Raw genomic sequence first — 26,307 nt, 5'->3', positions numbered from 1 at the left:
TCGCTGCGCGTCGTCCGGCGCGCCATGGTTCAGGGAAGCGTGCCCGCTGCCCGCCCGTTCGTGACGCGGAGCAGATCGAGCTTCCCCGCGTCGGCACTGCCGGCGGCTGCCGTATACGTGACCATGCGGAGGTCCGCGCCCGGAACGACGAGCACGTCGCAGTCCAGGGTGATCTCGCCGATCTCGGGATGCCGGATCGTCTTCCGGTCGCTCGTATGCTGGGACGCGGTCGCCGTCGTCCAGAGCCGAGCGAAGGCGTCGGACGTGGTCCGGAGATCGCGGACGAGGCGATCGAGCCGGGCGTCGGCGGGGTAGCGGGACACCGCGTCCTTCAGATCGGCGACGATCGAGGCCGCGAAAGCGCCTTCCGCGCGGTCGGATCGGAAGGGACGGACCGAGGCGCGCGCCGCCCCGGCGCCGAACACAGCACGCGCGAGGTTCCGCTCACCGGCCGCGACCATCGAGGGGTCACCGTGCAGGGCGCTCCACATGCCGTTCCACCACACGAGCGTCCAGTCGGCGGCGAATACCCCGATCGGGACGTCGCCGAGGCGGGCGGTGAGCCGCTGGATGCCCGGGGGCACGTGCGTGCCGATCGTCCCGTCCTGCGGCGGCAGGAGCCCGGCTGCGCGGTAGAGCTCGTCGCGCTCGGTCCTCGAGAGCTGGAGGGCCCGCGCGAGGGCGCCGACCACTTGTGCCGAAGGGTTGCGCGCGCGACCTTGCTCCAAGCGCAGGATGTAGTCCACCGAGAGGCCGGCCAGCTGCGCGAGTTCCTCCCGGCGCAGTCCCGGAGCGCGGCGGCCGCCCGTCACCGCGAAGCCGGCGTCGGCGGGCGACAGGCGATCACGCCAGGTGTGCAGGAGTTCGCCGAAATCGGAGCGAGCGGAAGTCACGCCTTCATTCTGGCCGCCGCGCGCCGGACCAGCCTGGGTACTGCCAGTCCAGGTGACTGGCACGGCACTGGTTGCCCCCGGCCGCAGCGGCGAATATCGGAGACGCCCGACCGGGCCGTCGGAAACCAACGTGGGAGGGTTCTATGCCGTCGACCATCGTGATGACCGGGGCGAGCCGCGGAATCGGCCGCGTCGCCGCTGAGCACATCCTGCGGGAGGCGCCGCAAGCGCATCTCGTCGTCGCCGCCCGCGGGGCCACCGGCGCACGACTGGCCACCGAACTCGGCGGGAACGGGCACAGGGTGTCGCATGTAGCCGTGGACCTCGGCGCACCGGACAGTGTGCGTTCGGCCGCGCTCGAGATCCGTGGCAGGCTCGACCGGGGCGAGCTCCCGCCGCTACACGGTTTCGTGGGCAACGCGGGAGTGCAGTACACCAACGCGCTCACCGCGGGCCCCGACGGATTCGAGTCCACCTTCGCCGTCAACGTGCTCGCCAACCATCTGTTCGTCCGCCTGCTCGAGGATCGCTTCCACACCCCGGCCCGGATCGTGGTCACGGTGAGCGACACCCACTTCGGCGACTTCGCGCACAACTTGGGGATGGTTCCCGGCCCGGCCTGGGGCTCGCCCGAAGTCCTCGCCCGTCCGGGCGCGTTTCCGAAGCCGCGGAGCACCGCCGCCGGACGCACGGCGTATTCGACGAGCAAACTCGCCGCGATCTACCTCGTGCACGAGTACGCGCGCCGCCTGCGGGCCGGGATCGATGCCATCGGCTTCAACCCGGGGTTCGTCCCCGGCACCGACCTCGCCCGCGACGCCGGTTTGGCTACCCGGTTCGCGATGCGCCGTATCCTGCCGGTGCTGACCCGCACGCGGTTCGCGACCAGCCGCGCTGCCGCCGGACGCTGTCTCGCGGACGTGGTCCTCGGCGGAACCGTCGCGCCGACCGGTTCCTACGTCGACCGCGACCAGGTGGCCCGCTCGTCGGAAGAGTCGTACGACCCGCGTCGGGAAGCCGAACTCTGGGACGCTCTGGAGCGCATCATCGAGCCCTACGCCGGGTGAGCCGTATCAGCACGTCCGGCTCACCGGGATGTCCCGGCCGCCGGCCCCGGCGAAAGCCGGCAGGCGGTCCCGGTGCGGGGCGCCGCCGGGGCGGTTCCGGTCCGGCGTCGTGCCGGTGGCGCGTACCGGGCCCGGGATGATCCGTTTATCGCGGCTCGGCTCACAGGTAGGGGAAGCAATCGATGTCGCGGTGCGTGTAGCACGGCTGCTCGACCGGTCGCAGCCATCGGGCCGGGACCCGAAGCGGCTCGATTTCGGGCAGGCGCACGGGCCGGTCCTCGCCGTCGAACAAGGTCCCGCGCACCCGGAACACGCCGGTCGGCAGTCCGAGAGCCTCGGCCTGCTCGGGAGTCAGCACCACAGCGACACGCGAGTTCGCGGTGATCCGCAGACCTTCGACGATGATCGGATCGCTGGTGTGATCGACCCCGGTCACCGTGAGCCGGAACCGGCCGCCGCGCAACCACGACCACGCCCAAGTCAGCGAGCCAGGCTGGTCGCAATCGGGGTATCGAGTGCGCGGCAGGCGCTGCGGGACCAGCACCATATAGGTGCACCCGACCTCGATATCGCGGGTCCGCATACCTTTCAGCGTGACCGCCGCACCGGCTGCTCGCAAGAAATCCGGCAAATACACCGCCCTACGTGGGGGCGAGCCTCCGAGTCGAGCGGATGGTTGACAACCGCACCACTTTCGTCAGCGCGCGAGGCGATGGCCGAACGCCCTGCCGCCGACCCGTCCGATCGCGGCATTCATCAGCGGCGATCGAGTGAACGTCGCTTTCAAGTGGTTCAGCATGGGGGCCAGCGGGCGGGGATCGATGTCGCGGAGTGCTTCGGTGAGCAGCCGGATGGGCTCCTCGCAGGAGTCGTAGCGGTCACCGGGGGCCTTGGCGAGCGACCGGTGCAGGATCGCGTCGACCTCGGGTGGGATCCAGCGGTGGCGTGCGGAGAGCCGGGGAGGTGGTTCGTGCAACTGGGCCTCGGCGGTGGCCATGAGATTGCCGCGAGCGAACGGCGTGTGACCGGTGAGCAGTTCGATGGCCGAACAGGCCAGTGCGTATTGGTCTGTCGCCGGGGACACGGTGTCGGCTCGCAGCAGCTCGGGCGCGGCATAGGGCACCGATACGACGACGAAACCATTGGTGGCCAAGGGCGGTTCGGGCTGGTGCAGCCAACGGGCCGAATCGAAGTCGGAGATCTTCACCGTCGCGGGCTCGTCCGTCCCGACCAGCACGTTCGCCGGCTTCACATCGAGATGGACCACCCCGTTGGCGTGGGCGAAGTCCAATCCGGCCGCGACATGCGTCAGCACGTGGAGCACCTGCCGCAGATCCGGGTGCCGGCGCGGCACCAACGTCGAACCCGTCGCGCCTTCCACGTACTCGTGTGCCGACCACAACCTGCCGTCGGTTTCCCCATGCGTGTACATCCGCACGATGTCGGGGTGCCGCAGGGCCGACAAGATGTCGAACTCGTGCACGAATCGCGCGCGCGCCTCGGGCGACCGGCTGTCCTCGGGGCCCAGGATCTTCAACGACACCGGCCGCGACCATTCCGGATCCTCGGCCAGGAACACCGCGCTGCTGCCCCCGTGCCCGAGCGGGGCCCGTACGACGAATCCCGCGAACTGGTCACCTGGTTCTAGCAGCACCGCCTCACCATAGTTGGCCGCCAGGAGACGCACGCTGGGGTTTGCCTACGTGTGCCCAACGGCACTGCCCTCGTCGCGGAAGGTACCCGCCGACCTGAAGGTTGCGGTGCGAACACTTCAGGCCGGCAGGCGACAGGGCGAGTGTCAGACGGCGGTGATCGTCAGGGTGTAGCCGGCCGGGCCGCCGTCGGCGGAGGAGACGACGACCTGGTAGTCGTTACCGTCGGCGACGAGATCGGCATGCGGGACCTCGTTGGCGACCTGGGGCCCGATCAGCGGGGCCACCGAGACGCGGGCATTGCCGGTGACGTCGAAGCTCAGGCGCTGCCCCGGAGCCGTGGCGATGGAGTAGCTGTCGGCCTTGCCCTGGGCGACGTTGCCACTGGCCTCGGTGTGGTTCTGGCCCGGGGCGATCTGCAGGCGCTGCACAACACCGGGGACCGAGGGAATGCCGGGCGCGGCTTGGGCAATCGTGGCCCCTCCGGCGGCGGTGACACTGACGACGGCGAGCACCGCGGGCACGGCACCCACCAACGAACGAGACAGTCGAGATGCGGTCATGACCATCATCTTTCCTCAGGACGTGTCCGAGATCTCATGCGGCCGCGTCTAATCGATCGCTGTACGGCCGGACCTGCGCAGACGGGTGCCAGGGGGTACGTCACCCCGTGGCACCCGCCCTGGGGTGGTCCGCGCCCGCACACCGTCCCTGCGTCGGAACTCAGCTCTCGGGTCGCCGTCGTTCCACGGGTGAACACGGCGACGAGCCGCGTTGCGTCGAGGCAATGCGCGGACGTGCTCCCGGCGCCGCGCGGTCAGCTGGGTGAGTCGACCGATCGGGTGAGTGCGAGATAGAGCCAATGGTGCGCGGCGCCGACGGTGGGAGTGTGGGTGATCCGGTCGGTGAGGCGCCAGTAGCGGAGGACGCGGTGATCGGTGTCGGTTGCGCCGCTGAGCAGTTCGTGGCGGAACTGTGGCGTGTCGCGGGTGCCGCGGGCGGCGGCGTGGGCGTCGACGAACTGGTCGAGCTCCGGGCCGGGCCGAGGCGGCTGGCGGGTGAGCAGCCGATCACCTGCGGCCTGGTATGCCCGAGCGATCCCGGTGAGGAGTTCGCGCTGGTGGCGGATGGTAGTCCGATTCGATCGCCAGAACTGGCGTGACATCGCGGCGTGAAGCGCGGGATCAGTGATGAGAGAAGCCAGTTCGGCGTAGTCGGCGATGTGGCGGGCGGGTGGGTCGTGCGGTAGGTCGGGCACGTTCATCGCGACGAACTCGTCGAGCAGCACCGGTGGGATGGGGGCGAGTACGCGTCGCCAGAACGTCACGATCGCGTCGTGTGTGCGGTGGCGGTCCTGGACTGCGGCCAGCACTTCCAAGCGAGCGGCTCGCTGGACCGACGCGGCGTCTTCGACAGCCCGCAACGACGCGCGCCGCCATGCCAACGCGGCCAGCTCGGTGTCCAGCGCGCGACGTTCGGCGGCGACCGCGTCGGCGAGGGAGACGGTGCCGGCGAGGACGTCCGCTATGGCGGGCAAGGACACCCCGAGCGCCCGAAGCCGGCGCACCAGCAGCAGTCGATCGACTGCGGTGGCGGGATCGAAGATCCGGTGTCCGCCGGTTGTGCGGTGCGAGTTCAGGATCCCGTGATCGCAATAGAAGCGGATGGTGCGGACCGGCACACCGGTCAGTCGCGACAACTCCCCGATGCTCACCGAGCCGGTATGTCGTGTGTCGTCGGTCACGATTGCTGGAACCTCCACCCGGGTGGAGTTCCTACCGTACTGGCACACCCCCATTGAGAAGGAGCAAGCCGATGACCGGTAGCGCAACGATGACGAACGACCAGATGTGGCGCGCGGTCGCCGCCGAGCGGACCAGCCTGATCGAACTTCTGGAGACCCTGTCGGAGGCCGACTGGAACCACAGTTCCCTGTGTGAGGGCTGGCGTGTTCGCGATGTCGTCGCCCACATCGTGCTCTCCGCCAACCCTGGCCTCGGCTGGATTCTGGTCAACGTGCTCCGTGCCCGCGGCGACTTCGACCGCGCCATCCGGGAGACCGCGATCCGTCTCGCCGATCGCACCACGTCGGCCCAGTTGCTCGCCACGCTGCGCGAGGGAATCACGCTGCGTGCGACGCCGATCGGCACCACCGCCGCCGACCGGCTGATGGACCTGCTGGTACACGGCCAGGACATCGCGGTGCCCCTCGGCATCACGCGGCGGATGCCCATCGAAGCCGCGCGATCGGCTCTCGAAAGAATTTGGGCGACAGATGGATTCCGAGCCCGCGAGCTGTCCCGGTATCGCCTCGTCGCCACCGATACCGGCTGGGCCGTCGGCGGCGGTCCGCTAGTCGAAGGCCCGGCCGCCTCCCTGCTCCTGCTGATCACCGGTCGTCACGCCGGGCAGGAACACCTCAGGGGCGAGGGCGTCTCGCGACTGAACACCGGATAGGCGGCGAGAATGCGGAGTTCATGTCGGTGCCTCGTGCCACACTGACGACGTAGTCGCCTGGCCAGAGGAGAACGAATTGGCCACCATTGATGACCGCCCCACGGTGAGACTGGTCGCCCATTGCCGTCGATGCCACGGTTGGCTCCTGTCGCCCCAATCGGTCGCCCAGGGAATCGGACCGACTTGCGCCGTCCGTGAGCGCGCAGAATCCTCGCGGAATGCGAAAGAGCTGACTCTGTTCGACGTCGCGGCGTGAGTGCGCTCGATCGGGTGGTGATCCCACCTCGACCAGCGGCCCAGTCATCTTGGGCCGCCGCCGCGCGGATTCGGGCGGCCCGTTCGCCGGGGACTGCGCAGAGGCTGGTCGGCCGAGCGGGAGCCCCCGAGGGCGATTCCGGCGGCACCGGCGTCGATGATCTGCTCGACAGTACGAGGCGATAGCCCGCAGTGCACCGTACCGACGGTGGAGCGAATCGAGCAGATCGAACGCGACCGGCCGCAGCTTGCGCCGGTGTGCCGGGTGGGTTACCCGTCTCGGCGCATCAGCAGATGGCCCCGGCGGAACCGCTCGTCCTCGCGCGGTTCACGCAGCATACGGCCGATTTCGTGGAATCCGGCGTCGCGGGCCAGCCTCGCGAGGTCGTCGATCGGCCACCGGTAGGCTGCCGTCACTTTGTGGTCGAACACCGTAACCGGCTCGCCCTCCGATTCGAAGAACGCGAGCAAGAGGTGTCCACCAGGTGCGAGCACCCGATGGAACTCGGCGAAGTACGTGCCAATGACCTGCGGTGGGGCGTGGATGACCGAGTACCAGGACACGATGCCGCGCAGTTCGCCGTCACCCAGGTTCAAGGCGTCCATGGAACCGACCTCGAACCGCAGCTCCGGGTATGTCTCGCGGGCGAGCTCGATCATCACCGGTGACAGGTCGACGCCGAAGACGTCCAGCCCCAGGTTTCGCAGGTGTGCCGTCACCGGCCCGGGGCCGCACCCGAGTTCGGCGACGAGTCCGGGATCAGCGGTCCGCGCGAGTTCGGCGAACGCGCCGAGCACCGCGCGATCCAACGCGATGGCCTCGAGATCGTCGCGGGGCAGTTCGGCATAGCGGACGGCGACGGCATCGTAGGCATCTGCCGTCACGCGCAGATGCGAGGAGGGTTCGGTCACAAGCGAGCACCCTAGGGCCTCCAACCTTATCGGCCGTCGGCGACCCATCAAATAGCTTGTCTCACAACATATTTAACGACTTTCCGGGTCCGACCTGCCGTATCCGCTGTTCACCATCCGGACTTCGGCTCCGCTCTCGCGTCGCCGATCGCTCCCGGTCTGCGGCCACTTCGACCACCGGCCATCGGTGCGAACATCGGCTGTGTCGAATGCCGAGGAACAACCGGATCGGCAACTACTCACCCGGTTCGGCCTCGGGGTCATCGCGCCGAAGATCGGCGTCCAGCATGCGGATCAACTCACCGACCCGTCCACCACCACTCGGTGCCGCCGGAAAGCGTTTGAGCACGTCGACCACGGCTGGTGTCGCGCGATGCACCGCATCCGCGACTCGTTCGACGCCGACGCTCCGATCGTCACCGGCGACGAGCTCGGCCGCTCTCGCCGCATAGGCTCCCGCCCCGAGAATGTGTTTGACCTGAGTGGCTTTGGCCAACGGATGCAAGTACGCCGCGCCTGCCGCAGACATCGCCGCCTGCGCTGCCTCCCGCGCAGCCGCAGTGTCCGCGTCCTTGGATGCCTTCAGCGCCGCCCAAGCGGTATCGCGCAGCAGTTTTCCCCGTTTACCACCCTGAGCGAACTCCCGCGCAGCATCGATCGCGTCACGAGGCCGTGCGTCACCCGGCTGATCCGCCTCGAATATCCCGAGCACCACCTGCGCACACCCCGCGGCGAACGCGGTGACCTCACGAAGATCCTGCACGCTAAGAACGATCTCGCTCGCTTCCTCTGCCATGGCTCCATCTTCGACCACGGCACTGGACAGCACGCCGGCCTCACATCGCGAGACGTCTGTCCGGCGAGCGGACTCGACCTGACCGGGCCAAGATGACGAACCGAACCCGCACATCATGGCGGCAGCCGGCATGATCACGACCGAACCAGTCCTTGGATTCCGGTCGAACCGCGTACGTCAAGGAGTCGCTGGTGATGGTTTGACCGCCGTAAGCGGATATGTCTGGTTGTTCATCAGCAGTTCGTAAGATCTGCGGCGGTCGCTCGGGGTGTAAAGATCGGTCTTGACCATCAGCTCGTCCGCACCGGTTGCATGAACCAGTGCCTGTAACTGCGGCAGCACAGTCGCGGCTCCTCCGACGAACACACCGGTCAGCTCGGCGCCTGTGGTTGGATTATTCGTATATCCCTGTGCCTCAGCAGTTTCTGGGCTGGGTAGCTGAATCGGTTGGCCCTGTCGTCGCCGGGCGATCTTCATTCTCAGGGATCCGGCCAGCCACTGAGCGTGTTCGTCGTTGTCGGCGACGATAGCCGCCACACTGATCGTTGTTCGCGGAGCCGGGCTCATGGATGACGGTTGGAAGGTTCGCAAGTAGGTTCGAACTGCCTCGAGGGTCTTCGTCGGTTTCAAATGGTGGGCGGCGGCGAACGGGAGCCCAAGGTTCCCCGCGATCCGGGCGGTGTGATCGCTGCTGCCGAGCATCCAGATTTCGGGCCTGTTGCCGACGGCAGGAACAGCTGCCGCTCGGCCGCCCGCGTCGAATAGCGCGAGCAGCTCTCGCACCTGATCTTCGAGCGGCGTGGCCGTGCGGTCGTGCTCGCTGCGCACGCGGTCAGCGATGTCGCGAGGTCCGCCGAGGGCACGTCCGAGTCCGAGGTCGATACGTCCCGGGTGGAAAGCCTCCAAAGTGCCGAACTGTTCGGCGATCACGATAGGGGCGTGGTTCGGCAACATCACCCCGCCGGCACCGACCCGTATCCGCCGCGTCACCGAGGCGACGCGTTCGGCGACGACCGCTGGTGCCGCGCTGGCCACCCCTGGCATGCCATGGTGCTCGGGCACCCAGTACCGGTAGTAGCCCAAGTCGTCGACCAGCTGTGCCAGTGCAACGCTGTCGTGCAGCGCCACTCTCGCGTTCGATCCTCGAGTGATGGGGACGGTGTCCAGAACCGAGATACGAACTTGGTGAGGAGGATTCATGACATGGCCCGCCTTTCCGCAGCGTGGCTCGGCGCTGACCGAGTTCTCCACGACGTTCGGCATGATCGTGCTCGACGCCGGCCCATCGGGTCCGTCCGGATAGCAATGCACTTCGATTCGCTTCTGTCTCGATCGAGGTGGTGGGCAAGCGGCTGTGCTACGCCTCCGCCGAAACCATCTACGTGCTGCCGACCGGCGAGGCGCCGACACCGAGACCCGCGCCGCGCGACGACGGCGAGTCGGAGGCACCGGCGAGAGACCGTCGACATGATGAACACTCAGCCCGACGGGGCCGCCGCCGACGCGATCTTGTGATCGACGATCGGGGTTGTTGCGCCGGATACTCCGAGCGCGCCGATCACGACTCCGTCCTCGCGGATGAGCACACCGCCACCGTGGGGCACCAACGGATTGCCGGCGGACACGGCCCCGGGCAACAGATGACCCGGGTCGTTGAGGGGGGCCATCTGGATGGTGTCGAAGCCGAGCGCGATCGCGGCGGCAGCTTTGTGCTGGGCGGATTCGATGGTCGGCAGTGCGGCGCCGGGCATCCGAGCGAAGGCGATCAAATCTCCGGCGGCGTCGACCACCGCGATCGTGACGGTTTCCCCGCGGTCGGCCGCAGCACGGCGGGCGGCGGCAACCACGGAATCGGCCCGCTCGAGCGAGATCGTCATGGTGTCCAGAATGACGTACGGAAGAGCATCGAGTCGGCCTCATCATTCGAGGACCTGCTCTGTCGGGCAGGGGTCAGACCGTCCAGGTGTAGGGGGGTGATCGCGCGGCCGAAGAACGCGGCGTGACCGATGGCTTCGTAACGAACGAGTCGGGGGTTGCCCGCCCGCAATGGCCTCAGGGGTGCAGCGCGCGCAATGCCGGTGCGACCCAGGCGGTGAGGTAGGCGCGCAGTGCAGCACCTCGGCGGGGTGGGCGTCCAGGGTCGATGACGAAGGATTGGACTATCCGCAGCATGTGCTCGACGAGCTCGTCTAGACGGCTGTCGTCGATGCCTGCGCCTTTCCAATCCACGGCGAAGCGTTCGAGGATGGAGCGGCCGAAGGTCAGCGCGGTGTCGGAGGTGACCCCGGGCGAGAAGGCGCCGGCGCGTCCCGGTGTCAGCAGCAGGCCGAGATATCGGTCGGCGGAGAGGCTTTCGAGGGTGTAGGCGATGCCTTCCACCACGGCTTCGGCCGGGTCGGTGAGGTGGTCCAGATGCGCGGCGAGGATATCGAGGAAGCGGCCGGTCTCCGACAGGGCCGTGGCGGTCAGCAGGGCGTCGGCATTGGCGAAGTAGCGGTACACGGTCTGGCGGGTGACGCCGAGATCGCGGGCGATCTCGGCCATGGTGAAATCTCCGCCGCTGCGCTCGATGGCGGCACGGGCGGCGGCGATGATGCGATCGACGGCTTCGGTGTCATCGGCCGGGGTAGTCCCCGACCAGCCGTGTGTGCGCATCGGATCTCTTCCCGGTCGGCCGTCGCTTCCCGCCGACCCTATCGGCTCCGGTGAAGTCGGAGGGAGCGTGTTCGCGCAAACTTGACCATACATTTCGATTAATATGTATGGTCTAGGCATGACGACCCAGATCGAGCCCGGTGCCGCCGGGCTGACCGAGGACCTGACCCGCCGTGCGTTGCGCCTGGTGCTCGAACGCACCACCGACATGGCGCCCACGCCGCTGCGGGTGCCGCTGCACTACTACCGCGACCCGAAGATCACCGAGGTGGAGGAGTCGCAGATCCTGCGCCGCACACCGCTGATGATCGTGCCCTCGGCGCGCATCCCCGGGCCGAACGACTACGTGGTGCGTACCGTGCTCGGTGACTCGCTACTGGTGACCCGCGACCGCGACGGGATCGCGCACGTGTTGTTGAACTACTGCCGTCACCGCGGTGCGCAGCCGGCCTGCGGTTCGGGCAACGCCACCCGGTTCACCTGCCCGTATCACGCTTGGACCTATCGCAACACCGGTGAGCTGGCCGGCGTGCCGGGCAAGGAGGGCTTCATCGGCATGGACCGCGGCGATTACGGGCTGGTCGAGCTGCCCAGCCAGGAACGGCACGGCTTCATCTGGGCGGTGCTCTCCGCCGAGGGCTCGATCGACATCGACGACCACCTGGGTGCGATGGGACCGGAGCTGGCGCAGCTGAACTACGCCTCCTACGGCTACCACGACGACCGCGAGTTCACCTCCGACGTCAGTTGGAAAGGCGCGCTGGAAGCCTTCGCCGAGAGCTATCACTTCCCATTCGTCCACGGTCAGAGCGTGATCGGTCAGAACACCGTCGCCAACACCTCCACCCACGACGCCTTCGGCCGCCACCACCGTATGGGCTTCCCCTTCAACTGGATCACCGCACTCGACGCCGATCCGGGCGGCTCGTGGGACCCGCTGATGAACATGGGCGTCATCTACTGGATCTATCCGAATCTGGTGCTGGCCAACAGCCCCGTCGGGGTGGAGATTCTCGACATGCTGCCCGCGGGCGCACCGACCCGCTGCACCGTGCGCCACAGCTGGATGGCCAAGGTCCCCGCCACCACCGACGAGCAACGCGCCGTCTACGACGGCATCTACGCCCAGGTCCACGCCGCGGTCCGCGACGAGGACTTCGCCATGCTGCCCCAATGCGGCGAAGGTGTCCGCCACGGCCAGCACGACCATATGATCATCGGCCGCAACGAGATCGGCGTCCAGCACATGATCAAAACCTTCGCCGCCGAACTCGGCGTCGCGCTGGACTGACGGTTCCATGACCAACCCGCATCGGCCTCGCCAGCTGGCCTCGCCGCTTCTACCCAAGATCTTCAAGTACGCCGGTAGAGCACAGGTCTGGATCTACCGCCGCACCGCGGGACGCGTCGGCGGCACCTGGCGGATCGGCGCAGGCTTCCGCAAACCGGTGCCCACTCTGCTGCTCGAACATCGAGGCCGCACCACCGGCAACCGCTACACCACTCCGCCGCTCTAACTCGCTCACGGCGAAGACGTCGTCGTGGTCGCTTCCCAGGGCGGGCTACCGAAACACCCGCAGAGGTACCACAACCTGCGCGCCCACCCCGACGTCCATATCCAGATCGGTGCTCATCGCCGAGCTGTCTACGCCACCGTCGCCGATCCTGTGCGGCGAGCCCGCCTATGGCCCCTGCTGATCGATGCCTACGCGGACTTCGACACCTACCAATCCTGGACCGCCCGCGAGATACCCGTCGTCATCCTCACACCGCGCTCTACACCATGACTCCATGCACGGCCTCGAATACGGGGCGATCGCCGAACGGGCTACCGAGACCGTAGCCGCGCGGTGACGGTGTGCTTGTCGAGGACCCGGCCTCCGTCGCCAAGGGGGCAGATTCCGTAGACGAGATCATCGCCGGCGGTACGAACCAAGCGGTTCGTGACGTGCGGTCCGTTACTGAGTTCCTGCAACGGCGGCCGTGGTGGGATGACCGGCGCGATCACCGCTGATCACCTCCGCCAGCAAACTTCTCGCAGGGGCAGGCGTGTCGCAGTCTGGCAGGGGTGCCAGGAACCGATGCAGGTCAAAGCATGTTTCGCTGGTGGCCTACGTGTGTGCGAGTGCACTCCGACACGCGGCTCGGGGAAGCGTCACGACTGACGGGAATCTGTGCGCGAGAGGGGACTTGAACCCCTACGTCCGTGGACACCAGAACCTAAATCTGGCGCGTCTGCCAATTTCGCCACTCGCGCTTGATGGTACGACCGTCCAAACTCTACCGGGCGATTCGCCCATTACGAAGCATTGGGAAGGTGTGGCGTACTCGTCAGTAACCTTACCTGGGATTATAACGATTTGGACAACGACAACATGAGGGGCGCTCATGTTTCTTACGCGTTGGTAACCGGGTGGACCAGCGGGTTCAAACATGAGGCGGAGTCATGTTCATCGTTATTCTGGTACGGAAGTACTCGAATACTCCTAAGTAGCGGCCACGCCCAGCGGCAAACGTGAGGATTTCCTCATGATTTTGTGCCATCCTCGCCCGTATCAGGCCGATCACCCGCGATCACTCGTGAACCGGTAGGGACCGGCGTGTCGCCGAGGCATGTCGCATGGAGAAGGAAGTCGAAGCGTCTTGACGATCAACGAGAGCACCAGGACCGAGTCCGGACAGAGCACGAAGGCGGTAGCCGCCGCCGGGAAGGCCGCGTCGGGCGGGGCGCGGTCGCCGCTGTTGGATCGTCTGCTCGGCGGCGTGCCATACGCGCTCGCCTTCGGTGGGCAGGGTGCCCAGTGGTTGAGCGAGCTGGAGGAGATCGGGCGCGACAGTGCGCTGGAGCCGGAACTGACCGCGCTGGTCAACGAGGCGGCCACGCTGCTCGAGCCGGTGGCGGCGCAGTTGCTGGTGGTGCGTCCGGTCGGCTTCGACCCGATCGGCTGGATGCTGGAGAACGAACTCGCCGACACCGATGAGGGGGAGACCTCCGCGGCTCCGTCCGAGCCGGTGCTGCGTTCGGCCGCGGTGTCCATGCCCGGCGTGATGCTGACCCAGGTGGCGGCCGTGCGGGCGCTGCGCTTGCAAGGTCTGGATCCGGCCGAGCACGCCCCGGTCGCGATCGTCGGGCACTCGCAGGGCCTGCTCGCCGCCGCGGCGGTCGAAGCAGGCGGCGCCCGTGACGCGGAGCTGCTCGCGGTGGCTCAGATGATCGGCGCCGCAGCGGGTCTGGTGGCGCGGCGGCGTGGGCTGATGCCGGTGGGCGAGCGCTCGCCGATGGTCGCGGTGTCCAATGTCGATCCCGAGCAGTTGCGCGCCGTGGTGGCCGAGGTGTGCGAGGGAGCCGATCCCGCCGCGACCGTGGTGGTCTCGATCCGTAACGGACGTCGGCGCGCGGTGCTCTCGGGTCCGCCCGCGCAGCTGGATCGGGTGCGCCAGCGGTGCGCGCAGACGCACGACGAGCAGGCGCGCGAGCGCGACGCCAAGGTGCGCGGCGGCTCGGTGTTCGCTCCGGTCTTCGAGGACGTGGCCGTCGACGTGGCGTTCCACCACCCGGCGCTGTCCGACACCGTCGACCTGGTGAGCAGCTGGGCCACCCAGTGCGGCCTGGACGCCGAGCTGGCGGGCCGGTTGGCGCGGCAGATCCTGGTGGATCCGATCGACTGGGTGGACGTCGTCGAGGGCGTGATCTCCGCGGGCGCGCAGTGGATCCTGGACCTCGGCCCGGGCGATCTGCTGTCCCGCGTCACGTCGGGCACGTTGAAGGGCACCGGCCTCGGCATGGTCGCGGCCGCCACCCGCGCCGGGCAGCGCAGCCTGCTCACCCCGGGGGCCGCGCCGGAGCCTGCGGCTGCGTGGTCGGCGTTCGCGCCGCGCCCGGTGCGGCTGCCCAACGGGCGCATCGTGGTCGAGACCGCCTTCACCAAACTGACCGGACGCTCGCCGATCCTGCTCGCGGGCATGACCCCGACCACGGTCGACGCGAAGATCGTCGCGGCCGCGGCGAACGCGGGCCATTGGGCGGAGCTGGCCGGTGGTGGCCAGGTGACCGAACAGATCTTCACAGACCGGGTGGCCGAGCTGAAGAAGCTGCTGCATCCGGGGCGCTCGGTGCAGTTCAACTCCTTGTTCCTCGATCCCTACCTGTGGAAGCTCCAGCTGGGCGGCAAGCGGCTGGTGCAGCGGGCCCGTTCGGCGGGCGCCCCGTTCGACGGCGTCATCGTGACCGCCGGCATCCCGGAGCTGGAGGAAGCCGTCGCGCTGATCCAGGAACTCGCCGAGGTCGGCATCGCGCACGTCGCGTTCAAGCCGGGCACCGTCGCCCAGATCCGGGCCGTGCTGCGGATCGCCGACGAGGTGCCGGACTACCCGGTGATCATGCACATCGAGGGCGGTAAGGCCGGTGGTCACCACTCTTGGGAGGACCTGGACGACCTGCTGCTGGACACCTACGCCGAGCTGCGCAACCGCGCGAACGTGGTGGTGTGCGTCGGCGGTGGCATCGGCACCCCCGAGCGGGCGACGGAGTACCTCACCGGTGAATGGGCGGTTCGGCACGGCTATCCCGTGATGCCGCTGGACGGTGTGCTGATCGGCACGGCGGCGATGGCCACGCTGGAAGCCACCACCGCACCGGAGGTCAAGCAACTGCTGGTGGACACCCCCGGCACTCCCGACTGGGTCGGCGCGGGCACCGCCTCCGGCGGGATGGCCTCGGGCCGTAGTCAATTGGGCGCCGACATCCACGAGATCGACAACGCCGCCTCGCGCACCGGCCGCCTGCTGGACGAGGTCGCCGGCGACGCCGACGCGGTCGCCGCGCGCCGTGACGAGATCATCGCGGCGCTGAACGCCACCGCCAAGCCGTACTTCGGTGACCTGGTCACCATGACCTACCAGGACTGGCTGGAACGCTACGTCGAGCTCGCGGTCGGGCTGGACCGCCGCAAAGACTTCGACTGCGGCAGCGACCTGGGCGACGCGATCGCGGAGGCCACCAGTTCGGTGTGGCTGGACATCACTTGGCGCGAACGGTTCGCGGAGATGATGCGCCGCACCGAGTCCCGGCTGCATCCGGCCGACCGCGGCGAGATCCCCACGCTGTTCGCCGCCGACGACGACTTCGAAGATCCGGTCGCGGCGCTGTGCGCCCTCAAGGACGCCTACCCGGCGACGGCGCAGACGCTGCTGCACCCGGCCGACGTCCCGTTCTTCATCGCGTTGTGCAAGACGCCGGGCAAGCCGGTGAACTTCGTGCCGGTCGTGGACGCGGACGTGCGCCGCTGGTGGCGCTCGGATTCGCTGTGGCAGGCGCACGATCCGCGCTACTCGGCCGATCAGGTGTGCGTCATCCCCGGCACCGTCGCGGTCGCGGGCATCACCCGGGTCGACGAGCCGGTCGGCGAGCTGCTCGACCGCTTCGAACAGGACACCGCCTACTCCCTGGTGCGTGCGGGCGTGACACCCGCCGCGGTGGACGCGCGCCGCACCGCGGGCGTCACCAGCGGCCCGATCGACGCCGTGCTGGCCGCCCCGGACGTGCACTGGGCCGGGCGCACCACGATCAGCCCGGTGCACCGGCTCGGCGACCTGTCCGAATGGGTCGTCGACGGGAAGGGCGCGGTGCATCCGCCCAGTGGCGCGACGCTGGCCGAGACCACCGGCCCGGAGCAGGAGCACGCCTACCTGGAACTGACCGTCCCGCTGCTGGCGGGCAACGCGGTGCGCATCCGGATCACCGTGCCGACCTCGGTCTACAACGGCGGCGCCCCGGTGGTCACCGAGGCCGACGCCCACGAGGCCATGGCCGCGCTGCTCGCGGTCGCCGCGGGCCAGGATCTTCCCGAGGTCAAGGGCAAGGTCGCGCACGTGAACCTGGCCTGGATGCCGGATCTGATCGCCGATCACGCAGGCGTCACCGGTTCCGGCCTGCCCGCCACGCTGAGCACGCTCGGCCGTACCGTGCCCGACGTGCTGGTGGGCGCCTGCTGGCCCGCCGTGTTCGCGGTGCTCGGCGCGACTCGTACCGCGAAGGGCGAGAGCGTCATCGAGGGCATGCTCGACCTGGTCCACCTGGACCACCAAGTGCACCTCGCCGGTGACCTGCCCGCCGAGACCAGCGTGCTGGCGGTGCGCGCGGAGGCCGGGGAGACCCTCGACACCGACCTCGGCCGCGTCGTCGAGGTGCACGTGCGGATCACCGCCATGCTGGACAAGCCCGAGACCGGGATGTCGATGCCGGTGCTGGCCACGCTCACCGAGCGATTCGCGATCCGCGGACGCACCGGCGCGGGCGAACTGACCGATCCGCCGCGCGCGGCGGGCACGGTGTCCGAGGCGGCCACCGACACCCCGCGCAGGCGTCGTCGCGACGTCACCATCGTGGCGCCGCGCACCATGCACGCCTTCGCCGCCGTCTCCGGTGACCACAACCCGATCCACACCAGCGATTCCGCCGCGAAGCTCGCCGGCCTCGGCAGCCCGATCGTGCACGGCATGTGGCTGTCGGCCGCCGCACAGCACGTGGTGTCGGCGGTCGATCCGGCCGCTTCGGCGCCCGCGCGCACGCTGACCGCGTGGACCACCCGGTTCCTCGGCATGGTCCGCCCCGGTGCGCAGATCGATGTGCGCGTCGAGCGCGTCGCCGTCGACGCGGGCAGCGAGATCGTCGAGGTCTCCTGCCGGGCCGAAGGCGAGCTGGTGATGACCGCGACCGGTCGCACCGCGGCGCCGAAGACCGTGTACGCCTTCCCCGGCCAGGGCATCCAGCGCAAGGGGATGGGGCTGGACGCCCGCTCCCGGTCGAAGGCGGCCAAGGAGATCTGGGACCGCGCGGACAAGCACACCCGCGCGGTGCTCGGCTTCTCGATTCTCGCCGTGGTGCGGGACAACCCGACCTACTTGAAGGCGCGGGGCGTCGAACACCGGCACCCGGACGGCGTGCTGCACCTGACGCAGTTCACCCAGGTCGCCATGGCGGTTCTCGGTGTCGCCCAGGTAGCGGAACTGCGCGAAGCCGGGGCGTTCGTCGAGGGCGCGCTGCTGGCGGGCCACTCGGTCGGCGAGTACAACGCGCTCGCCGCCGTCGCCGGAGTGCTTCCGCTGGAGGCGGTGCTCGAGGTGGTGTTCCAGCGCGGTTCCGCGATGCACGAGCTGGTGCCGCGGGACGCGCAGGGCCGCAGCGATTACCGTATGGCCGCGATCCGGCCCTCGCAGATCGGGCTGCCCGACGCGGAGGTCGTCGGCTTCGTCCGGGAAGTCGGCGAGCGGGTCGGGGAGTTCCTCGAGGTGGTCAACTTGAACCTGCGCGGGTCGCAGTACGCGATCGCGGGCACGGTGGCCGGGCTGGACGCGCTGGAAGAGGAAATCGACCGCCGCCGTGCCGAATTCGGTGGCAAGCGGGCGTTCATCGTGGTTCCCGGCATCGACGTGCCGTTCCACTCGACGGTGCTGCGCAAGGGCGTTCCGGAGTTCCGGCAGAAGCTCGAGCAGCTGCTGCCGGTGGATCTGCGCCCGGAGGTCCTGGTCGGCCGATACATCCCGAACCTGGTGCCAAGGTTGTTCTCGCTGGAGCGGGCGTTCGTTCAGGAGATCGCGGACTTGGTGCCGTCCGAGCCGCTCGCGGCCGTACTGGCCGACTTCGACAGCTGGGCGGCCCGGCCGACCGAGCTGTGCCGCGTGGTGCTGGTCGAGTTGCTGGCCTGGCAGTTCGCCAGCCCGGTGCGCTGGATCGAGACGCAAGACCTGCTGTTCACCGATGCCGCGCACGGCGGACTCGGCGTCGAGCGGTTCGTCGAGATCGGTCTGGGCGCCACGCCGACCGTGGCGAACCTGGCCAGTCAGACGCTGAAGCTGCCCGCGTTCGGCGGCGCCAAGGTCGAGGTGCTCAACATCGAGCGGGAGGCGGCGATCGTCTACTCGACCGACACCGACCCCGCACCGGTCGACGAGCCCGTCGAGGAGCCGGCGGCCACCGCGGCTCCGGCAGCGACCGTCGCCGCAGCCCCTGTGGCCGCGCCCGCCCCGAGTTCGGGTGGTCCGCGTCCGGACGACATCGCGTTCACCGCAGCGGACGCCACCCGGGTGTTGATCGCCCTGTGGACCAAGCTGCGGCTGGATCAGATCGGCCCCGTGGACACCATCGAGGGTCTGTGCGACGGCGTGTCCTCCCGGCGTAACCAGTTGCTGGTCGACCTCGGCTCCGAGCTCTCGCTCGGTGCGATCGACGGCGCGGCCGACGCCGACATGGGCGCGCTGTCCGCGACGGTGGAGCGGCTCGCCCGGACCTACCGTCCCTTCGGCACGGTGCTCACCGACGCCATCGGCGATCATCTGCGCAAGGTGTTCGGCCCGTCCGGCAAGCGTCCGGCCGCCATCGCCGATCGGGTCACGAAGGTCTGGGAACTCGGTGACGGGTGGGCCAGCCACGTGACCGCCGAGGTGTCGCTGGGCACCAGGGAAGGCACCAGCGTGCGCGGCGGTGACCTGGGCGGGCTGGTCTCCGGCGCGCTGGGCGACGCTGCCTCGGTCGACGCCGCCATCGACGCCGCCGTGCAGGCCGTCGCGGCCCGCCGCGGTGTCGCGGTGTCGCTGCCCTCGGCGGGCGGCGGTGGCGGTGCGACCGTCGACGCCGCGGCGCTGGGTGAATTCACCGAACAGATCACCGGGCGCGACGGCGTGCTGGCCACGGCCGCGCGCGTCGTGCTCGAACAGCTCGGACTGTCCGAGCGGGTCTCCGCACCGGAAGCGTCCGATGACTCCCTGGTCGACCTGGTGTCGGCCGAACTCGGTGCGGACTGGCCGCGTCTGGTCGCGCCCGCCTTCGACGCCCGCAAGGCGGTACTGCTGGACGACCGGTGGGCCACGGCGCGCGAGGATTTGGCCCGGCTGTGGCTGGCCGACGACTCGGGCAGCGGGAACGGACCGGTCACCGGATTCATCGGTGCGGGTGAAGCCGTTGCGGCGCAGGCGAACTGGTGGCGGCAGCGGGCGATGCACGAGGCGCGTTCGGTGCTCGCGGGCGTATACGAGCGCATCGCCGAGGCGGCGCTGAGCACCGAAGAGCCCGGACTGTGGTCCTCGGACATCGCGGTGATCACCGGCGCCAGCAAGGGGTCCATCGCCGCGGCGGTGACCGGCAGGCTGCTCAGCGGTGGCGCCACGGTGGTGGTGACCACCTCGGCGTTGAACGACGAACGCCTCGGCTTCTACCGGAAGCTGTACCGGGACAACGCCCGCCATGGCGCGGCCCTGTGGGTGGTGCCCGCCAACATGGCGTCCTATCAGGACATCGACGCTTTGATCGACTGGATCGGCACCGAGCAGGTCGACAGCGCGGGCGGGGCGAAGATCAAGGTCAAGGACGCGATGACGCCCACGCTGCTGCTGCCGTTCGCGGCGCCGCGGGTGGCCGGTGATCTCGCCGACGCGGGTGCGCGCGCCGAAATGGAAATGCGTGTGCTGCTCTGGTCGGTCGAACGGCTGATCGGCGGCCTGTCCAAGCTGGGCGCCGATCACGACGTGGACGCGAAACTGCATGTGGTGCTGCCGGGTTCGCCCAACCGCGGCATGTTCGGCGGCGACGGCGCCTACGGCGAGTCGAAGGCGGCGCTGGACGCGGTGGTCGCCAAGTGGCGAGCCGAGAAGTCGTGGTCGGCTCGGGTCACCCTGGTGCACGCGCTGATCGGCTGGGTGCGCGGCACCGGCCTGATGGGCCACAACGACCCGATGGTCGAGGCGGTCGAGAAGGCCGGCGTGCAGACCTGGTCCACCGCCGAGATGGCCGACGAACTGCTCAAGTGGTGCACCTCGCGGGCCCGCCAGGTGACCGTGAGCGGCCCGCAGCAGATCGACCTGACCGGTGGACTCGCCCGGGCCAAGCTGGACCTGCCCGCCCTGGCCAAGCAGGCCGCGGAGCAGGCGGAAGCGGAGACCGACGCCGACGCCGGTCGTACCATCGCCGCACTGCCCGCGCCGCCGACCGTGACCTCCGCACTGCCGGTGCCCGAGTGGGGCGAGGTGACCGCGGATCCGGCCGACATGGTGGTCATCGTCGGCGCGGGCGAACTCGGCCCGTACGGCTCGGCGCGCACCCGCTTCGAGATGGAGGTCTCCGACGAGCTGTCGGCGGCGGGCGTGCTGGAGCTGGCCTGGACCACCGGCATGGTCACCTGGGAGAACGACCCGAAGCCGGGCTGGTACGACGCCGCGTCCGGCGACTACGTGCCCGAGCACGAGGTGGCCGAGCGCTATCACGACGCCGTGGTCGCCCGCTGCGGTGTGCGCCGCTACGAGGACGACGGCGCCATGACCGACAACTCGGCCCCGCTGATGACCTCGGTCTTCCTCGACCAGGACCTGTCGTTCACGGTGGGCGGCGAGGCCGAGGCCCGCGCCTTCTACGCCGCCGATCCGGAGCACACGGTGATCACGCCGGTCGCCGGCTCCGGCGACTGGACCGTGACGCGCCAGGCGGGCACCGAGATCCGCGTGCCGCGCCGGGCCAAGCTCTCGCGCACCGTCGGTGGCCAGATCCCGACCGGCTGGGACCCCACCATCTGGGGCATCTCGCCCGATATGGCCGCTTCGGTGGACCGGGTGGCGCTGTGGAACATCGTGTGCACGGTGGACGCCTTCATCGGCTCCGGATTCAGCCCCGCGGAGTTGATGAGCTGGGTGCATCCCTCGCTGGTCGCCAACACGCAGGGCACCGGCATGGGTGGCATGTCCTCGATGCGCTCGCTGTACGTCGACAACCTGCTCGGTGAGTCGCGCCCGAACGACATCCTGCAGGAGGCGCTGCCGAACGTGGCGCTGGCGCACGTGGTGCAGTCCTACGTCGGCAGTTACGGCGCGATGGTGCACCCGGTGGCGGCCTGCGCCACCGCCGCGGTGTCGGTCGAGGAGGGCGTCGACAAGATCCGGCTCGGCAAGGCCGATCTGGTCGTGGCAGGCGGGTACGACGATCTCGGCATCGAGGGCATCGTCGGCTTCGGTGACATGTCGGCCACCGCGGATTCGGCGGCCATGAGCGCCAAGGGCATCAGCGACCGGTACTTCTCCCGCGCCAACGATCGCCGCCGCGGCGGCTTCGTCGAATCGCAGGGCGGCGGAACGGTCCTGCTGGCGCGCGGCAGCGTCGCGCTGGAGATGGGTCTGCCGGTGCTGGGCGTGGTGGCCTACGCGCAGTCCTTCGCGGACGGCGTGCACACCTCCATCCCGGCTCCCGGTCTCGGCGCGTTGGGCGCCGGTCGTGGCGGGGCGGAGTCCAGGCTGGCGACCGAGCTGCGCAAGCTCGGCGTGACCCCGGACGAGATCGCCGTGGTGTCCAAGCACGACACCTCGACGGCTGCCAACGACCCGAACGAGTCGGAACTGCACGAGCGCCTCGCGACGGCCATCGGACGCTCGGACGGCGCTCCGCTGTTCGTCGTGTCGCAGAAGACCCTCACCGGGCACGCGAAGGGTGGCGCGGCGGCCTTCCAGCTGATCGGCCTGTGCCAGGTGCTGGAGCAGGGCGTCATCCCGCCGAACCGCAGCCTCGACTGCGTCGACGAGAAGATGCTGGCCTTCCCGCACTTGGTGTGGGTGCGTGAGCCGCTGCGGCTGGGCGATCGCCTTCCGCTCAAGGCCGGTCTGGTCACCTCCCTCGGCTTCGGCCATGTGAACGGCCTGCTGGCCGTCGTGCATCCGGAGGCGTTCATCCAGGCCGTCGAGCCGGGACGGCGCGAGGAGTACCAGCGCAGGGCGCAGGAGCGTCAGCTGGCGGGCAGGCAGCGGTTCGTGGAGGCGATGTGTGGCGGCGCGCCGCTGTACGAGCGTCCCGCGGATCGCAGGCTCGGCGGCGACGGCACCCCGGCCAAGCGGGCTCGGCAGCTGGAGGCCGATGTGCTGCTCTCGCCGGAGGCACGCCTCGCGGAGGACGGCGCCTACCGCGCGAAGGGCATCGGATGCGCGTAACCGGAAGCGCGGCGGGGCAACTCGCCGCGCCGGGTCCGCGCGCGGGCTCGCCGAGTACGTCGTAGGCTGCCCGCCTATGACGATCCTCGGTATCGGCCTGGACTTGGTGACCATCTCCGAGTTCGCCGAACAGCTCGAACGCGCAGGCACGACCATGCTCAGGGAAAGTTTCACCGCGGGAGAGCGGCGCTACTGCCAGAGCAAAGGGACCGACCCGGCGCGCAGCTACGCGGCGCGGTGGGCGGCGAAAGAGGCGGTGCTCAAAGCCTGGGCATCGTCCCGGTTCGCCCGCCGCCCGCAGATCGGGGACAACCCGTATCCGCTGATCGAGGTGGTCAACGACGCGTGGGGCAGGCCGAGCATCAAACTGCACGGCCTCGCCGCGGAATTCCTGCCCCGGGTGCGGGTGCACTTGTCACTGACGCACGACGGCGACACCGCCGCCGCGATGGTGGTGCTCGAGGACCCGGGCGAGCTGGCCGACCTCATCGAAGGCCGCGACAGCGCCGGTTGAGCCGCACGGTGGTCCCGGCTGCGGCCGGGGCCACCGTTATCGCTCGCTGCCGGTGCGCGATTCCTTCTCCGCGACGAGCAGGTAGGCGACCATCAGCCGCTTGAGTTCGGCGACCGCTTCCGCGCTGCTCTGCTCGTCCTGCACCGAGAAGTTGAGCATCGAATAGACCACGTGCACCAGCACTTCGGCCATCATGGTGCGCCGCACCCGTGGGGTGCGTGGAGTGAGCGGTCGCAGCATCTGTGAGACGACCTCGGCGAACTGCTTCTCGTGGATCGCGCCCGTGGCCCGCGTGGACGGGGTGGACTGCATGGCGAGCCACACTTCCCGCCGGGACGGGTCGGTCATCCAGAGGTTGGCCAGATGGTCGACGAACTGGTTCATGTGCCGCAGCCAGTCCAGCGACGGGATCTCGCCGTGGAAGTCGGCCAGCTCCTGGGAAACGGCAACCAGGTCTTGCCGATTCAGCTCACAGACGATGACGTACTTGTTGGCGAAGAACTGATAGAGCGTGCCGATCGGCACCTCCGCCCTGGCCGCCACCTCCTCGCAGGTGAACGACTCGAACCCGACCTCGACGAGCAGTTCCCTGGACGCCTGGAGTAAGGCGTCGAACTTTCGTTTGCTGCGTTCCTGCGTCGGCCGGCGTCGCGGCATGAGTTCCTGTGGGTCGTCCTGCAGCTCCAACGCAGGGTCCACACGGTGCTTCGACCTGGCCTCCGCGCGTACTTCCACGCATCCAGGCTAACGGTAGCGGCAGTCGGGCGATACGCGCATCCGTCGTTCGAGTCCAGGCGGCTTGATTTCCGCTACCCATCCGTAACCGATGTGGTGCCGAACACATACCGAGCGCGCGTGCATCGCGACGTGTGTTCCGAGCAGGGGAATCCATGGGGCTCATGGCTTTCGGCATGCGTGAGCCCGGTCAAATGCACAGAGGGAAGGCGTATCAGTGGTAGCTGAATCTGTGGTGACTCTCGGCGTTTCCACCGAGCGCGGTGCCGTGCACGCGGTAGCGCTCGCCGACGGCAAGAAGCTCGCCGACCGGGTGCTGCTGCGCCGGGTGGTGCGAGCGGACGGCGACGGCAAGGCCGACGTGGCCGCGGCGGTCGAGACCGCGCTGAGCGCCCTGGCCGCGGGGCTGGGCTCGGAATGGACGGTCGGTGGCGTCGCGGTCGCCTATCGGGACGCCGCCGAGCGGCGCGCCGTCGTGACCCGGTTGGCGGCAGGTCCCTGGCACAGCGCCTCGATGGTCTCGGTGAAATCGGCCCACCTGAGCGTGGCGAGCATGATGACGTGGCTCGAGGCCTACGACAACCTGCTGATCTGCGAGGTGGTGCCCGGGTACCAGGCGTTCACCCTGGTCGACCACGGCCGTCGCAGGGTGCTGGCGGCGGTGGGGCAGGCGGGCCGGGCGACGCCGCGGTCGCTCGGCATGGGCGTCGCGGCCGCCTGGGAGCAGCTGGAGGCCGCCGACGCGCGGCCGGACGTGGTGGCGTTGATCGGCTCGGCGGGTGCCGGGTCGGCGGTGCTGGCGGCGGTCGAGAAGTTCGGAGCGCCGGTGATCCCCTGCACGATAGGAGCTTTCGCCTCCGCCGCGGGCGCGGCGTTGAGCGTGCGGTTGGAGCAGGACGCCTGCGCCGACCCGGTGGGCGAGCCGCACCGGGCGCGCGGCGGGGTCGCGGTATTCGCCGCGGCCGGGGTACTGGCCAGCGGAATGGTCGTCGGCGGGAGCTACCTGCTGACCGACTCCTCGCGGCCGATGCCGAGCGTGGTGTCGGATGCGCGGATCGAGGGCGCCGGTGCGTCGCATCCGGCAGATCCGGTCCGGCCGGTGGATACCGAGGCGCACGAGTCGTCCGATGGATCGCTCGGCTCCGGCGCCGATGCCACCGCGACCGGAGCGCAGTTTCCGGACCAGCGCTGGGGTGCCGCACCGCGTCCGCTGCCGCTGGTAGCCGCCGACGCCGCGAACGGACCGGAGACGAGCGCCCCGGCGCAGGTGGTGCCGGGTACCGGAGTTCCGGCCGATCGCAAGTTGAACGCGCCCGACGGCGCGCTGTTGTTCCCCGGCGAAGCTCCACCGCCCGCCGTGTTCACCCCGGAAGCCGCGGACTGGTGGGATGAGCACCTGCGTTTGATGGCGCAATGGGCCGCCCAGCAGGTGTTGCAGGCCTGATCCACCCGGACCGCATCCCGATTTCGGCCCGGCGCCCCTGTGGCGCCGGGCTTTTCGCTGCCCGCGGCGCTACACCGACAGGTCGCGACGCAACTTGGCGACGTGGCCGGTGGCGCGGACGTTGTACTGCGCGACGGCGATCTTGCCCGACTCGTCCACCAAGAAGGTCGAGCGGATGACGCCGACCACCGTCTTGCCGTACATGGTCTTCTCTCCGTAGGCGCCCCAAGCCGTGAGCACGGCGCGGTCGGGGTCCGACAGCAGGGGAAACGTCAACTGCTCCGCGTCGCGGAACTTGGCCAGCTTGGCGGGCTTGTCCGGGGAGATACCCACCACATCGATGCCCGCGCCGTCCAGTTCGGCCAGGTTGTCCCGGAAGTCGCAGGCTTGCTTGGTGCAGCCGGGCGTGCTCGCCGCGGGGTAGAAGTACACGATCACCTTGCGACCGCGGTAGTCCGACAGCGAGACGTTCTTGCCGTCGGCGTCGGGAAGCGTGAACTCGGGGGCGGCGTCGCCCGGGGAGAGTCGTTGGTTGGTGGTCACCTCCAGCACGGTATCCGAAGGTCCGGACAGGCGATCCGCGCGCGGCCGGTTGGTGCGGCGTGGCGGCGGATACACTCGTCCGCGAGCCCCGGGTGCCGCACGAACGGCCGAGTATGCGGCGTGATCGTGCACCGGGCGCGGCAATCGACAACAGGAGGGTGGAACGTGGCAAGGGATACCGAGCGGATCGAGCAGGAGATCGAGGCCGCCCGCACTCGGCTGGCGAGCACGCTCGACGAACTCGCGGTACGCGCGGACCCGCATCGCATCGCGGACGACACCAAGCAGATCGTGGTCGGGAAGCTGAACGAGCCGAAAGTGAAGTACAGCTTGATCGGCGCCGCCGCCCTGGTGGTCGGGCTGGTGCTGCTCAAGATCTTCCGCTGAGCCGGAAAAACGACGACACCCGGTGTGGCGAAGCCC

Annotated in this window: 20 protein-coding genes, 1 tRNA gene and 1 pseudogene; 9 read left to right on the top strand and 13 right to left on the bottom strand. The window is 69.3% G+C overall.

The window, feature by feature from the left end; translation table 11 throughout:
- Window positions 1-29: 29 nt before the first annotated feature.
- Window positions 30-893, bottom strand: a complete 864-nt coding sequence (locus ACFU5M_RS25710) for a helix-turn-helix transcriptional regulator (protein WP_379053279.1) — start codon at window positions 891-893, stop codon at window positions 30-32.
- Between the two features lie 143 nt (window positions 894-1,036).
- Here ACFU5M_RS25710 and ACFU5M_RS25705 point away from each other — a divergent pair, with 143 nt between their 5' ends.
- On the top strand, window positions 1,037-1,960 hold the full coding sequence (locus tag ACFU5M_RS25705; RefSeq protein ID WP_379053277.1) for an SDR family NAD(P)-dependent oxidoreductase: 924 nt from the start codon (window positions 1,037-1,039) through the stop codon (window positions 1,958-1,960).
- 160 nt (window positions 1,961-2,120) lie between these two features.
- Here the strand turns inward: ACFU5M_RS25705 and ACFU5M_RS25700 are convergent, their stop codons facing one another.
- The 4 genes from ACFU5M_RS25700 to ACFU5M_RS25685 all read right to left on the bottom strand — a co-directional run bounded on the left by ACFU5M_RS25700 (window position 2,121) and on the right by ACFU5M_RS25685 (window position 5,356).
- Window positions 2,121-2,543 carry a hypothetical protein gene (locus ACFU5M_RS25700; RefSeq protein ID WP_379053275.1) on the bottom strand — a complete coding sequence of 141 codons (423 nt, stop codon included), beginning with the start codon at window positions 2,541-2,543 and terminating at the stop codon, window positions 2,121-2,123.
- Between the two features lie 114 nt (window positions 2,544-2,657).
- Window positions 2,658-3,614: a serine/threonine-protein kinase gene (locus tag ACFU5M_RS25695; protein WP_379053274.1), complete on the bottom strand. Its 957-nt coding sequence runs from the start codon at window positions 3,612-3,614 to the stop codon at window positions 2,658-2,660.
- A 144-nt stretch (window positions 3,615-3,758) separates the two neighbouring features.
- The gene (locus ACFU5M_RS25690) at window positions 3,759-4,175 is read right to left on the bottom strand and encodes a hypothetical protein (protein ID WP_379053272.1); all 417 of its coding nucleotides are present in this window, start codon (window positions 4,173-4,175) and stop codon (window positions 3,759-3,761) included.
- Between the two features lie 254 nt (window positions 4,176-4,429).
- Window positions 4,430-5,356 (bottom strand): MerR family transcriptional regulator, encoded by a 927-nt coding sequence (locus tag ACFU5M_RS25685; protein ID WP_379053271.1) that lies wholly within the window; start codon window positions 5,354-5,356, stop codon window positions 4,430-4,432.
- Window positions 5,357-5,427: 71 nt separating this feature from the next.
- On the opposite strand from ACFU5M_RS25685, the gene ACFU5M_RS25680 reads away from it, so the two are divergent.
- A complete protein-coding gene (locus ACFU5M_RS25680) occupies window positions 5,428-6,069 on the top strand; it encodes a maleylpyruvate isomerase family mycothiol-dependent enzyme (protein WP_379053270.1) in 642 nt (213 codons plus the stop codon).
- A 103-nt stretch (window positions 6,070-6,172) separates the two neighbouring features.
- Window positions 6,173-6,325 carry a DUF6011 domain-containing protein gene (locus tag ACFU5M_RS25675; protein WP_379053296.1) on the top strand — a complete coding sequence of 51 codons (153 nt, stop codon included), beginning with the start codon at window positions 6,173-6,175 and terminating at the stop codon, window positions 6,323-6,325.
- A gap of 269 nt (window positions 6,326-6,594) precedes the next feature.
- On the opposite strand, the gene ACFU5M_RS25670 is transcribed toward ACFU5M_RS25675, so the two are convergent.
- From ACFU5M_RS25670 to ACFU5M_RS25650, 5 genes are all read right to left on the bottom strand, one after another.
- On the bottom strand, window positions 6,595-7,236 hold the full coding sequence (locus tag ACFU5M_RS25670; RefSeq protein ID WP_379053268.1) for a class I SAM-dependent DNA methyltransferase: 642 nt from the start codon (window positions 7,234-7,236) through the stop codon (window positions 6,595-6,597).
- A gap of 235 nt (window positions 7,237-7,471) precedes the next feature.
- Window positions 7,472-8,032, bottom strand: coding sequence for a putative immunity protein (locus ACFU5M_RS25665; RefSeq protein WP_379053266.1), 561 nt, complete (start codon window positions 8,030-8,032; stop codon window positions 7,472-7,474).
- A gap of 177 nt (window positions 8,033-8,209) precedes the next feature.
- Window positions 8,210-9,232: an LLM class flavin-dependent oxidoreductase gene (locus tag ACFU5M_RS25660; RefSeq protein WP_379053264.1), complete on the bottom strand. Its 1,023-nt coding sequence runs from the start codon at window positions 9,230-9,232 to the stop codon at window positions 8,210-8,212.
- 278 nt (window positions 9,233-9,510) lie between these two features.
- The gene (locus ACFU5M_RS25655; RefSeq protein ID WP_379053263.1) at window positions 9,511-9,909 is read right to left on the bottom strand and encodes a heme-binding protein; all 399 of its coding nucleotides are present in this window, start codon (window positions 9,907-9,909) and stop codon (window positions 9,511-9,513) included.
- A gap of 175 nt (window positions 9,910-10,084) precedes the next feature.
- Window positions 10,085-10,687, bottom strand: a complete 603-nt coding sequence (locus ACFU5M_RS25650; protein WP_379053261.1) for a TetR/AcrR family transcriptional regulator — start codon at window positions 10,685-10,687, stop codon at window positions 10,085-10,087.
- 118 nt (window positions 10,688-10,805) lie between these two features.
- On the opposite strand from ACFU5M_RS25650, the gene ACFU5M_RS25645 reads away from it, so the two are divergent.
- Window positions 10,806-11,978: an SRPBCC family protein gene (locus ACFU5M_RS25645; protein WP_379053259.1), complete on the top strand. Its 1,173-nt coding sequence runs from the start codon at window positions 10,806-10,808 to the stop codon at window positions 11,976-11,978.
- Between the two features lie 7 nt (window positions 11,979-11,985).
- Window positions 11,986-12,474, top strand: a pseudogene (locus ACFU5M_RS25640) (nitroreductase family deazaflavin-dependent oxidoreductase).
- 388 nt (window positions 12,475-12,862) lie between these two features.
- On the opposite strand, the gene ACFU5M_RS25635 reads toward ACFU5M_RS25640, so the two are convergent.
- A tRNA-Leu gene (locus tag ACFU5M_RS25635) sits at window positions 12,863-12,944 on the bottom strand.
- 386 nt (window positions 12,945-13,330) lie between these two features.
- On the opposite strand from ACFU5M_RS25635, the gene ACFU5M_RS25630 reads away from it, so the two are divergent.
- Both ACFU5M_RS25630 and ACFU5M_RS25625 read left to right on the top strand, forming a co-directional pair.
- Window positions 13,331-22,648 (top strand): fatty acid synthase subunit beta domain-containing protein, encoded by a 9,318-nt coding sequence (locus ACFU5M_RS25630; RefSeq protein WP_379053257.1) that lies wholly within the window; start codon window positions 13,331-13,333, stop codon window positions 22,646-22,648.
- A gap of 76 nt (window positions 22,649-22,724) precedes the next feature.
- Window positions 22,725-23,162 carry a holo-ACP synthase gene (locus ACFU5M_RS25625; protein WP_043721202.1) on the top strand — a complete coding sequence of 146 codons (438 nt, stop codon included), beginning with the start codon at window positions 22,725-22,727 and terminating at the stop codon, window positions 23,160-23,162.
- A gap of 36 nt (window positions 23,163-23,198) precedes the next feature.
- Here ACFU5M_RS25625 and ACFU5M_RS25620 read toward each other — a convergent pair whose 3' ends face one another.
- Window positions 23,199-23,819, bottom strand: a complete 621-nt coding sequence (locus ACFU5M_RS25620; RefSeq protein WP_227954938.1) for a TetR/AcrR family transcriptional regulator — start codon at window positions 23,817-23,819, stop codon at window positions 23,199-23,201.
- Between the two features lie 295 nt (window positions 23,820-24,114).
- Between ACFU5M_RS25620 and ACFU5M_RS25615 the strand changes: the two genes are divergently transcribed.
- A complete protein-coding gene (locus ACFU5M_RS25615) occupies window positions 24,115-25,341 on the top strand; it encodes a hypothetical protein (protein ID WP_379053256.1) in 1,227 nt (408 codons plus the stop codon).
- 69 nt (window positions 25,342-25,410) lie between these two features.
- Here ACFU5M_RS25615 and bcp read toward each other — a convergent pair whose 3' ends face one another.
- Window positions 25,411-25,884: a thioredoxin-dependent thiol peroxidase gene (bcp, locus tag ACFU5M_RS25610; RefSeq protein WP_379053254.1), complete on the bottom strand. Its 474-nt coding sequence runs from the start codon at window positions 25,882-25,884 to the stop codon at window positions 25,411-25,413.
- Between the two features lie 165 nt (window positions 25,885-26,049).
- Between bcp and ACFU5M_RS25605 the strand changes: the two genes are divergently transcribed.
- Window positions 26,050-26,271: a DUF3618 domain-containing protein gene (locus ACFU5M_RS25605; protein ID WP_040865367.1), complete on the top strand. Its 222-nt coding sequence runs from the start codon at window positions 26,050-26,052 to the stop codon at window positions 26,269-26,271.
- Window positions 26,272-26,307: the final 36 nt, after the last annotated feature.

It is taken from the genome of Nocardia sp. NPDC057455 (assembly GCF_042802775.1).
Taxonomy (GTDB): Bacteria; Actinomycetota; Actinomycetes; order Mycobacteriales; family Mycobacteriaceae; genus Nocardia.
This window is presented reverse-complemented; position numbering and strand designations above follow the sequence as displayed.

What these genes read in the sequence shown, in the direction of transcription:
- ACFU5M_RS25625 (WP_043721202.1), top strand. Translation starts at nt 22,725, where the DNA reads ATGACGATCCTCGGTATCGGCCTGGACTTGGTGACCATCTCCGAGTTC.
- ACFU5M_RS25665 (WP_379053266.1), bottom strand. Translation starts at nt 8,032, where the DNA reads ATGGCAGAGGAAGCGAGCGAGATCGTTCTTAGCGTGCAGGATCTTCGT.
- ACFU5M_RS25650 (WP_379053261.1), bottom strand. Translation starts at nt 10,687, where the DNA reads ATGCGCACACACGGCTGGTCGGGGACTACCCCGGCCGATGACACCGAA.
- ACFU5M_RS25700 (WP_379053275.1), bottom strand. Translation starts at nt 2,543, where the DNA reads ATGCGGACCCGCGATATCGAGGTCGGGTGCACCTATATGGTGCTGGTC.
- ACFU5M_RS25680 (WP_379053270.1), top strand. Translation starts at nt 5,428, where the DNA reads ATGACCGGTAGCGCAACGATGACGAACGACCAGATGTGGCGCGCGGTC.
- ACFU5M_RS25690 (WP_379053272.1), bottom strand. Translation starts at nt 4,175, where the DNA reads ATGACCGCATCTCGACTGTCTCGTTCGTTGGTGGGTGCCGTGCCCGCG.
- ACFU5M_RS25620 (WP_227954938.1), bottom strand. Translation starts at nt 23,819, where the DNA reads ATGCCGCGACGCCGGCCGACGCAGGAACGCAGCAAACGAAAGTTCGAC.
- ACFU5M_RS25705 (WP_379053277.1), top strand. Translation starts at nt 1,037, where the DNA reads ATGCCGTCGACCATCGTGATGACCGGGGCGAGCCGCGGAATCGGCCGC.
- ACFU5M_RS25660 (WP_379053264.1), bottom strand. Translation starts at nt 9,232, where the DNA reads ATGAATCCTCCTCACCAAGTTCGTATCTCGGTTCTGGACACCGTCCCC.
- ACFU5M_RS25645 (WP_379053259.1), top strand. Translation starts at nt 10,806, where the DNA reads ATGACGACCCAGATCGAGCCCGGTGCCGCCGGGCTGACCGAGGACCTG.
- ACFU5M_RS25655 (WP_379053263.1), bottom strand. Translation starts at nt 9,909, where the DNA reads ATGACGATCTCGCTCGAGCGGGCCGATTCCGTGGTTGCCGCCGCCCGC.